This is a genomic window from Gorillibacterium sp. sgz306347 (assembly GCF_059735245.1).
In genome coordinates, this window is the sequence record NZ_JCAPET010000078.1 from 1 (window position 1) to 10773 (window position 10773).

Annotated in this window: 7 protein-coding genes; all 7 read left to right on the forward strand. The window is 59.1% G+C overall.

All coding sequences use genetic code 11. The features are described from left to right. The coding region (locus AC6I6H_RS22005) for a helix-turn-helix transcriptional regulator (RefSeq protein WP_497956686.1) at nucleotides 1–1219 on the forward strand (1219 nt) is incomplete at its 5' end. Then, nucleotides 1216–2955 carry a sensor histidine kinase gene (locus AC6I6H_RS22010; protein ID WP_497956688.1) on the forward strand — a complete coding sequence of 580 codons (1740 nt, stop codon included), beginning with the start codon at nucleotides 1216–1218 and terminating at the stop codon, nucleotides 2953–2955. The genes AC6I6H_RS22005 and AC6I6H_RS22010, both read left to right, overlap by 4 nt. 97 nt (nucleotides 2956–3052) lie before the next feature. Then, complete coding sequence (locus AC6I6H_RS22015) at nucleotides 3053–4744, forward strand: ABC transporter substrate-binding protein (protein WP_497956690.1); 1692 nt, start codon at nucleotides 3053–3055, stop codon at nucleotides 4742–4744. 229 nt (nucleotides 4745–4973) lie between these two features. Beyond that, nucleotides 4974–5873 (forward strand): ABC transporter permease, encoded by a 900-nt coding sequence (locus AC6I6H_RS22020; protein ID WP_497956696.1) that lies wholly within the window; start codon nucleotides 4974–4976, stop codon nucleotides 5871–5873. A 15-nt stretch (nucleotides 5874–5888) separates the two neighbouring features. Continuing rightward, on the forward strand, nucleotides 5889–6818 hold the full coding sequence (locus AC6I6H_RS22025; RefSeq protein ID WP_497956692.1) for a carbohydrate ABC transporter permease: 930 nt from the start codon (nucleotides 5889–5891) through the stop codon (nucleotides 6816–6818). A 145-nt stretch (nucleotides 6819–6963) separates the two neighbouring features. After that, complete coding sequence (locus tag AC6I6H_RS22030) at nucleotides 6964–7992, forward strand: endo-1,4-beta-xylanase (protein WP_497956693.1); 1029 nt, start codon at nucleotides 6964–6966, stop codon at nucleotides 7990–7992. Nucleotides 7993–8235: 243 nt separating this feature from the next. Further along, entirely contained in the window at nucleotides 8236–10290 is a 2055-nt protein-coding gene (locus tag AC6I6H_RS22035; RefSeq protein WP_497956695.1) for an alpha-glucuronidase family glycosyl hydrolase, read from the forward strand. The last annotated feature ends 483 nt before the right edge of the window (nucleotides 10291–10773 follow it).

Genomic DNA, 10773 nt, shown 5'->3' on the forward strand with positions numbered 1-10773 from the left:
GGCCGCCGCGCCACCGGGCCCGCCCGCGGCCTCTGCGCCTCCGAGCCCGCTCGCGGCCGCTGCGCCACCGGGCCCGCCCGCGGCCGTTGCGCCCTCCGGCCCGCCCGCGGCCGCCGCGCCACCGGGCCCGCCCGCGGCCGCTGCGCCACCGGGCCCGCTCGCGGCCGCCCCGCCCGCCCGCGAGCCCATGACCGCCGCGCGCTTCCGCGAGCTGGTGCTGCGCGAGACGGCCGCGCTCGCGGGAAGCGCGGCCGCCGTGCCGGTGCACGAGCACCGGGGGCGGCTGGGGCTGCTGGTGCCGGAGGCGGTGCTGCGGCCGTACGGCGGGCGCATCCGCGGCTTTATGGAAGCGCTTCAAAAGCGCCTGGAGGCGCATGTGAAGCGCGTTTTCCTCTACGCGGGCGAGCCGTTTCAGGGGCTGCGCAGCTTCCGCCTCGCTTTTGAGAGCGGCAAGGAGGCGCTGCAGCGCAAATATTTGCATGACGCGGACGGCATCGTGCTGCCGGAAGGCGAGCCGGAGCCGCTGCAATACCGGGGGATCGAGCCGGAGCTGTACACCCGGTTCATCGAGTCGCTGGAGGAGCAGCGGACAGACGGGCTGCATGCGGCGGTGGACGAATTGTTCGCCGTGTTCCGGCGGGACCGCTTCGCGCCCGAGGCGATCAAGATGAACCTTCACCACTGCACGCTCGGCGTGCTGCGGATCATCCGCAGCATGGACGGGAACGAGCAGTCCCTTGCAAGCTGGCCGCCGATTGCAGGCTGGCACGACCTCAACCTGTCGCTCGGCGAGCTGAAGCGGCTGTTTGCCGCCTTTGCGGCCGAAAGCTCCCGCTACATCGCCGAACTGCGCAAAGATACCCAGCGCGGGGGCATTCAGAAAATCCGCGCCTACATCGAAGCCAACTACCAGACGCCGAACATGAGCCTGAAAGGCATCGCGGCGCAATTTTACCTCAATCCGGTTTACCTCGGGCAGCTTTTCAAAAAGACCTACGGGGTATATTTTAACGACTTTTTGCTCCAGCTGCGCATCCAGGAGGCCAAACGGCTGCTGCGGCAGACCGACCTCCGCATTTATGAAGTGGCGGAACGGGTCGGCTTTTCCAATGCGGATTATTTTGTCACCCAGTTTGAGAAGCTGGAGCGCCTGACCCCGACTATCTACCGCCAGCGGCTAACAGAAGAAGAAGCGGCTTCTTCGGAGGAGAAGCCATGAAGCACACGTTCCGCTGGAACAACGTCCGGCTGCGCAACAAGATGCTGCTGCTTTATTTTATGTGCGTGCTGGTGCCGATTCTGCTGACCAACCTTATTTTTTATGACGTGACCACGGAGAACGTGAAGGAGCAGCGGACGCGGGACATCACGCGCGCGGTCGGCCAGATCAAAAACGAATTTGAACGCGAGGTCCGGGACACGCTGGAGGTTTCAAACGTGTTTTATTCGGATTACCTGCTGGACGAGATCATCGAAACCCGGTACGACAACCCGGGGGATTACGTCGGGGCGTACGACGGCTACCTGCGCCGCATCCTCAACTCGCAAAGCTCCATGTACAATTCGGTGCAGGCCATCGAGGTGTACGTGGACAACCCGACGCTTTTGTATTCCGGGGGCCTGACCCAAATCAATGACGAGGTGCGGACGCGCCCCTGGTACCAAAAGCTCCGGCTCAACCGGACCCAGAAGCCTCTGCTGCTGCCCGGCGAAAACGGAACGTTCAGCGTCATCCGCCGGATGAATTATTACCCCTCCGCGAACGGCTTCGAGAAGATTCTCAAAATCGACATGCGCGCCGCGTCCGTCCGGCAAATTTTCGGCAACCTGAACCTGCAGGGGAATGTCTACCTGCTGAACGACGCCGGCCTTATCGAATATACAACCGATTCCGCGTACCAGCCCGAGAACGACCGGTCGTTCGACGCGCTGACGTTTCCCGGCAGCACGCTCGTATTTCGCAATTCCTTCGGGCCGGGGAGCGAGCTGGCGGGCTGGGGACTGGCGGCGGCTATCTCGGAAAACGAGGTGCTGCAAGAGGTGCGCAAATCGCGAAACTTCGTCATTGTCCTGACCTGCATCAACATTGTGGTGCCCACGGTCATCATTTACTGGATCACCCGTTCAATCAACGTGCGGCTGGTGCGGATTCTCAAGCATATGAAAAAGGTGAAAAACCAAAACTTCAGCACCATCGACCAGCCCGATTCGCGGGACGAAATCGGCCAACTGACCGGCGAGTTCAACCGCATGACGCTGCAGATCAAAAGCCTGATCGACGACGTGTACCTGGCCGACATCCAGAAAAAGAACCTGGAAATTCAAAGCCGGAACGCCCAGCTGAACGCGCTGCAAAGCCAGATCAATCCGCATTTTTTGTTCAACGCCCTGGAAACGATCCGCATGCGCAGCTTGATGAAGGATGAGAACGAGACGGCCCGGATTATCCGCAACATGGCGAAGCTGTTCCGCAACTCCCTGGTCTGGAACCGGGACCTGATTACGCTGAAGGAAGAATTGGAGTTCGTCGATTGCTTTCTGGAAATCCAGCAGTACCGGTTCGGTGACAAGATCGCTTATTCTGTGGTCTCAACGGAAGGCGAAGAGCAGCTTCTGCTGCCCAAAATGGCGATCGTCACCCTGGTGGAAAACGCCAGCATTCACGGCATCGAGCCGATCAAGCACGGCGGCGTCATCGAGGTGACGGCTTCCCGGCAGGAGGACCGGCTGATTTACACCGTGCGGGACAACGGGGTCGGCATGGATGCAGAGCAGGTCGCCCGGCTGCGCGGCTACCTGGAACGGACGGAGGAAATGGGCGAGCGCGTTGGCATTCAGAACGTGATTTACCGGCTCCGGCTGTATTACGGCGGCGATTTTGAAATGGACTTCGACAGCGCTCCGGGCGAAGGGACCCGGATTACCGTCTCGATTCCAACTTCTAAACATTTCTAAGTAGAACCTAAACTTTGGCAGGTAACCAAACGGGTCGCTTCGTTTTACAATGAAAGTGCTTACAAAACGCATGAGGGGAAAGGGGAAAAGCAAACGAATGAAGACAAAACGGTTTTGGCTTGGTTGTCTCACCCTGGCGCTTGCAGTGTCCATGCTTCCGGCCTGCTCAAGCAGCGGGGAAAAAGAAAACTCCCCAAACGCGGCGGCCACCGGCTCGGGGGAAACGTCGCAAGAGAAAGTCACCTTTAGCTACTTCAACGCAAACGCAGGCAAAGACATCAACACCAATCAGACGCGCATCGGCAAAATTCTGGAGGACCAAACGGGGGTCAACTGGAAAATCGAGTATCTGGTAGGGGATGCCAACACAAAAATCGGCACCTTTATCGCCAGCAACAACTATCCGGACGTTATCGTGCCGGAAGGAACGATCGACAAGCTGCTGGACGCCGAAGCTTTTATTCCGCTGAATGAACTCATCGACCAATACGGACCCAACATCAAACGGGTGTACGGCCCTTACTACAACCTGATGAAAGCCGAAGACGGCAACATTTACTTTCTTCCGTTAAGCGCCACGGTCGGGGAATACCTCCCGGCGCCCAACCTGGAGCAGGGGGCGTTCTGGATTCAGCGCCGCGTGCTGAAGGAAGCCGGTTACCCCAAAGTCAAGACGCTGGAGGAGTATCTCCAGCTGATCCGGGATTACGCCAAGAAGCATTCCTCCGACGACTTGACCGGGTTCCTGTCGCTGACGACCCAGGACAAATTTTTCGCCTTTACCAACGCGCCCATGCACCTGGCCGGCTATCCGAACGACGGCGGGGTTGTTGTGGACATGCAGACGCACAAGGCGACGGATTACGCCAACCAGGACATCACCAAGCGGTTTTTGCAAGAGCTGAACAAACTGAACAGCGAAGGGCTGTACGACAAGTCCTCCTTTGTCGACAACTATGACCAATACCTGGCGAAGCTCGCTTCCGGCAAAGTGCTCGGGTTTTTCGATTACCGCTGGCAGGCCGGGCAAGCTTTGAACAACCTGCATGAAGCCGCACTGGCAAGCGGAAACGACGATCTGGAATACATGGGCCTGCCCATTGTGTATGACAAAGACACGAAGGACCAATACCTGGACCCGCCGTCCTTTATCAACAACCGGGGCGTCGGCATTACCGTCAGCGCCAAGGACCCGGTGCGGATCATCAAATTCTTTGACAACCTGCTGAGCGACGAGAATCAAATTTTGTCCAACTGGGGCGTCAAGGGCGAAACCTATGAAGTGAACGAAGAAGGCCGGTTCTACCGCACAGAAGAGCAAATTGCCCAGTACAACGAAGAGAAATTCAAGCAGGACTTCGGCTTCACCTACTTCGAGTACAACTGGCCGCGTTACGGCAACGGCTCTACGCTTCCGGACGGCAATTCGCTTTCGGTCGGCCGCCAGCCCGAGGTTGCGCAGATGTCCTACACCGACGGAGATAAATTGCTCCTGGAGAAATACGGCGTTCAATCGTTCTCCGAGCTGTTTGCCCAACCGGACGACCGCCCCTGGTATCCCGCCTGGAGCATTCCGGTCGACCAAGGCTCGCCGGCGCAAATCTTCAACCAGAAGAAAGGCGACCTCCAGCGAAAATACTATCCGAAAATGGTCCTCGCCGATCCGGCCGACTTTGAAGGCCTGTGGAACGAGTACATCAAGGAATTCGAAAAGCTGGACTACAAGGGCTATGAGGAATTCATGACGCAGGAAATCGCCAAGAAGATCGCCGTCGCGGAAGGCAAATAACCCCCGTTCCGGCGATGGAAGACAAGCCGGCGCAAGGCGGGCGGAGGCATCGGCATAGGGAATGGACGGGCGGTAACGCCGTCCTTCCGCCGGTCCCGCCGCCCGCTTTCCGGTTTTTCGCACCGGATGGGAGAGGAAGGAGACAAAAGCCGTGGACCCTTTGACACAGCCGGCCCCGCCTGCCCAGGCGGCGGCAATCGGAAATACGTCCGTCCGTTCAAACGGTTTTATGAAAAAGCTGATCAAGCAGAAAACGCTGGTGTTCATGTCGGTGCCTTTTCTGATCTGGCTGTTTGTTTTCAAGTACGTGCCGCTCTGGGGCTGGAGCATCGCCTTTCAGGATTACCGCCCCAACCGCTCGATGTTCGAGCAGCAATGGGTCGGCTTCAAGCATTTCCGGTTTCTTTTTCAGGACGATCACTTCCTGCTGGTCATGCGCAACACGCTGGCGATGAGCTTTATCAATTTGTTTCTCGGCTTTTTTACTGCCATTACACTGGCGATTCTGCTGAACGAGCTGCGCAACATCGCGTTCAAGCGCGTGGTCCAGACGATCAGCTACCTGCCGCACTTCATCTCGTGGGTGGTGGCCGCGAGCATTATCTCCACGGCGTTATCCGCAGACGGCGGGATTATCAACGAGCTGCTGATGTGGCTCGGCATCATCAAGGAACCGATCCTCTGGCTGGGCGAAGGCAAATACTTCTGGGGCATTCTCGGCGCCTCGGAGGTGTGGAAAAACGTCGGCTGGAACACGATCATTTACCTGGCGGCCATGACGAGCATCGACCCCGCCCAATACGAAGCGGCGGAGATCGACGGAGCGGGACGGCTTCAGCGCATCCTGCACATCACGCTTCCCGGCATCAAATCGGTTATCGTGATTCTTTTGATCATGAACATCGGAAACCTGCTGGAATCGGGCTTTGAGCCGCAGTACCTGCTCGGCAACGGCATGAACGTCGATTACTCGGAAAACCTGGACATTTTCGTCCTGAAATACGGGATTCAGATGGGCAACTATTCCCTGTCGATTGCAGCGGGCATGTTCAAAACGGTGGTCAGCTTCATCCTGCTGTTCAGCGCGAACTCCATCGCCAAACGGCTCGGCGAAGACAGACTGTTCTAAAAGGAGGCAACCGGAATGGCCAAATCGGCGGCGAACAAACGCCACGCCCGTTTCAACGCGCCTTCGGACCGCATCTTTGACACGCTGAACATCGTGTTTATGATCGGCCTCGTGGTCGTGACGCTTTATCCGTTCCTGAATACGATCGCGGTTTCGCTGAACACCGCCAGCGATTCGATCAAAGGCGGCATCTACCTCTGGCCGCGCGAATTCACCTGGAACAATTATAATTATGTTTTTCAGGAGTCCACGATCTTTAACGCCACGATGATTTCGGTGCTGCGGACGGTGACCGGAACGATCCTGTCGGTGTTCTGCTGCTCCATGGTCGCGTATACGATCAGCCGCCAGGATTACGTGCTGCGCAAGTTTGTTTCGATCGCTTTTATTCTGACGATGTATTTCAGCGGGGGCTTGATTCCGAACTTTCTGCTTATCCGCGACCTGAACCTGCTCGGCACCTTCGCGGTCTACATCATCCCCGGCCTGATCGGCGTGTTCAATGTGATCGTGATCCGGTCGTTCATCGAAGGGCTGCCCGAAGGCATTCTGGAATCGGCGCGGATCGACGGGGCGGGCGATTTCGCCACCTTTTTGCGGATCGTGCTTCCGCTTTGCCTGCCGGTGCTGGCGACCGTCTCGCTTTTTACCGCCGTCTCGCAGTGGAACTCGTGGTTTGACGTCTTCCTGTACAATTCGTCCTACGGCAATTTGAGCACGCTGCAATACGAGCTGATGAAGATTTTGCAAAGCTCCAACACCTCGATGAACGCCCAGGACTACACCAGCATGTTTGCCGGCTCGGAGCATTCGTCCCAGTCGGTGACGCCGACCTCGATCCGCGCCACGATGACGATTATCGCCAGCGTGCCGATCATCCTGGTTTACCCGTTCCTGCAAAAATACTTTGTCAAAGGCATGACGCTGGGCGGCGTGAAGGGGTAAGGCCGGGAATGGAACCGATCGGCAGAGCGGACGGAAGCGCAACCGAACGAAAGCTCTAATCGACCGGAAGCACAAATCAAACGGAAGCGCACCCGACCGGAAGCGCAAACCGCCAGGAAGAACATAAAGACGGAGGGAATTGCACATGAGCCAACTTGATACGCGGACCGTTCCAAAGCTGAAGGAGGCGTTTGCCGGGGAGTTCCTGATCGGGGCGGCGGTTAACCCGGAGACGCTCCGGACGCAGGCCGTTTTGCTGGCGGAGCAGTACAACAGCCTGACGGCGGAAAACGAAATGAAATTCGAGCGGCTGCACCCGGAAGAGGACGTCTACACCTTCACCGGAGCCGACCGGCTGGTCGCTTTTGCCGGGCAGCACGGGATGAAGCTGCGCGGGCACACGCTGGTCTGGCACAACCAGACCCCTGAATGGGTGTTTCAAAATGAAGCGGGCGAGCCTGCCGACCGTGAACTGCTGCTGCGCCGGATGAAGACTCACATCGACGCGGTGCTTGGCCGGTACAAAGGCAAAATGTACGCTTGGGACGTCGTAAACGAAGCGGTGTCGGACGATGGCGAACAGCTGCTGCGGCAAAATTCCGGCTGGCTGCGGATCGCGGGCGATGGGTTTATCGCCGAGGCGTTCCGTCTGGCGCATGCGGCCGATCCGGACGCGCTTTTGTTTTACAACGACTACAACGAAAGCAATCCCGTAAAGCGGGACAAAATCTGCACACTGGTGCGGTCGCTGCTGGATGACGGAGTGCCGGTGCACGGGATCGGGCTCCAGGCGCATTGGAACCTGTACGATCCCGAGCTTGCGGATATTCAGGCGGCGATTGAAGCTTATGCCTCGCTCGGCATGCGTCTGCATATTACCGAGCTGGACGTTTCGGTGTTCCGCTTCGACGACCGGCGGACCGATCTGACGGAACCGGGCGAAGACTTGCTGGAGCTTCAAGCAGAGCGGTATGAAGCGGTGTTCAAGCTGTTCCGGACATACAGCCGGTATATCGACTCGGTGACGTTTTGGGGTGCGGCGGACGATTATACCTGGCTGAACGATTTTCCGGTGCGGGGGCGGAAAAACTGGCCGTTCCTGTTTAATGCGGCCCACCGGCCGAAGCCGGCTTTCTGGCGCGCCATCGGGCAAACGGAGGGCGGCGGCCGGTGACGCAGCCGGGCTTCACCTATGCCAACCCGGTGCTGACCGGGTTTTCCCCCGATCCGGGCGCGATTCGGATCGGGGACGCGTACTAGTTGGCGGCAAGCTCGTTTGAGTACATACCGGGGCTATTCGGCTGCGAGCGAAGGCGGAGGAACGCGAGAACCGGCTATCGTATTTCTCCGGGGGAGAAACCCACCGGTAAATAAATCAACCGGACAGAATTCATGCCACAGGGAGAGGATGCGGGAGATGAGCGGCACAGCGGGGAGGGAGTCCGCCGTCGGCCGGGCTTGGCTTGACGGTGGTTGCGGAACAAGCCATTGCGAGGACGCAGCGAAAATCTGCGCCATCGTTATCGAAGAAGAGGGGCTGGAAACGGCGGCGGAGGAGCTGAAGCGCGGCCTCGAAGCTTTGACCGGCAAGCGGCTCGCCATTGCCGGTTCTTCTTCGCAGGCGGCCGTTGTCCGGTTGGGCACGTTTGCCGGAACGCCGGACTTGGCTGAACGCATCGGCCCGGAGCAGGCGGCCGCCGTAGCGGCGGAGGGGTTTCTCTACCGCGCGGAAGAGGACGGCTCCTTTTTGATCGCCGGCATTCGGCCGAATGGCGTGCTGTACGGCGTTTTCGAGCTGCTGCGAAGATTGGCTTGCGGACGCGTCCCGTCCGCAGGGGAAACGGTTATCGAAAACCCGGCGAATCCGCTGCGGATGATCAATCAGTGGGACAACGCGGACGGGAGCATTGAACGCGGCTATGCGGGCCGGTCGATCTTTTATGAGAACGGACGGATCAAAGAAGAACTGGAACGCGTCCGGGCGTACGCCCGCCTGCTGGCTTCGGTTGGCATCAATGCAGTTTCAATCAACAACGTCAACGTGCACGCGAATGAAACCGGCTTTATTGCGGAGGGGATTCCCGACGTAGCGCGGGTGGCGGCGGTTTTCCGGCCGTACGGCATCCGGCTTTTTTTGAGCGTGAACTTTGCGGCGCCTCTTCAAATCGGCGGTCTGGGCACGGCCGATCCGCTGGACCCGGCGGTCGGGCACTGGTGGAAGGAGCGGGCGGCGGCGCTTTATGCCGCAATCCCTGATTTCGGCGGCTTTCTGGTAAAGGCCGACTCGGAGAACCGGCCCGGCCCGTTTACCTATGGCCGCGACCATGCGGACGGCGCCAACATGCTGGCGGCGGCTTTGGAGCCGTTTGGCGGGCTGGTGATCTGGCGTTGTTTTGTCTACAACTGCAAGCAGGACTGGCGCGACCGCTCCACCGACCGGGCCCGGGCGGCGTTCGACCATTTCAAGCCGCTGGACGGACGTTTTGCCGACAATGTCATTCTTCAGGTGAAAAACGGCCCGATGGACTTTCAGGTGCGCGAGCCCGTGTCGCCTTTGCTCGGGGCGATGGAGCAAACCAATCTGGTCGCGGAGTTTCAGGTCACGCAGGAATACACCGGCCAGCAAAGGCATTTGTGCTATCTTGTCCCCCAGTGGAAGGAAATCCTGGAGTTTCAGACGGTGCCGGGCGACCGTTTCTCCCGTGTGCAGCGGATTGCCGGCGGGGAGCGGCACGGCCGTCCGCAAGGGGGCATGGCCGCCGTCTCCAACATCGGCGACGATTCCAACTGGACCGGTCATCCGCTGGCCCAGGCGAACCTGTACGGCTTTGGCCGGCTGGCCTGGAACCCGGAGCTTACCGCCGAAGGGATTGCGGAGGAATGGGCGGCCCTGACCTTCGGATCGGATCGCGCCCGCAACGCCCAGATTGTCTCCATGCTGGTGGATTCCTGGGGAATCTATGAAGCCTACACCGCCCCCCTTGGCGTCGGCTGGATGGTGAACCCGGACCATCACTACGGACCAAACGTGGACGGGTACGAATACGCCAAGTGGGGCACCTACCACTTTGCCGACTGCCACGGCATCGGCGTGGACCGGACGACGGCGACCGGCACCGGGTACACCGGCCAATACCATCCCCGGCAGACGGAGACCTACGAATCGCTGGCGACTTGCCCGGACGAGCTGCTGCTGTTTTTCCACCACGTCCCCTACACCCATCGGCTGAACTCCGGCAAAACGGTCATCCAGCACATCTACGATACCCATTTTGAAGGAGCGGACCGGGCGGCGGAGCTTCCAGGCAGATGGAACGCGGTGCGGGGAACCGTTCCCGAAGACTGGTTTGCGCAGACGGCGGAACGGTTGGCCGAACAGGCCAGGCACGCCAGAGAATGGCGGGATATCATCAACACCTACTTTTACCGCAAAAGCGGCATCCCGGACGAAAAAGGCAGGACGATCTACTAGACGCACGATGAAGACGAAAACCGGTTTCGGGGCAAGGACACTCCTTGTCTCCCGAGCCGGTTTTTTGTTTGGTTTGGTTGCTGCGGGGGGGGGGGGCGAAAGAAAACGTTTGGTTGCGGCGGTTCTTCCTCTAGGGTTCCGCTGCTCCCCACGTCCGTAAAAGAGGGGGGGGCCGGGAGGTTGAGCTGCTGCTTCCCAAGTCCGTAAAACAGGGGGGCCGGGGGGGATCTGCTGTTTCCCAAGTCCGTAAAACAGGGGGGCCGGGAAGGTGCGGGAAGTCTAACGGTTGCCACAGGGCTTATTCAGGCCAAAATCGCCCTTTTTCCGCGCTAACGGTTGCCACGGGGCTTATTTAGCTCAAAACGGACAAAACCAGGCAAAAAAACGGAAATAAGCGCTGTGGCAACCGTTAGAATTTTTAATCTCTCTTTTTGGGGCAAATAAGCGCTGTGGCAACCGTTAGCCACCCATGCCCTGGCGGGC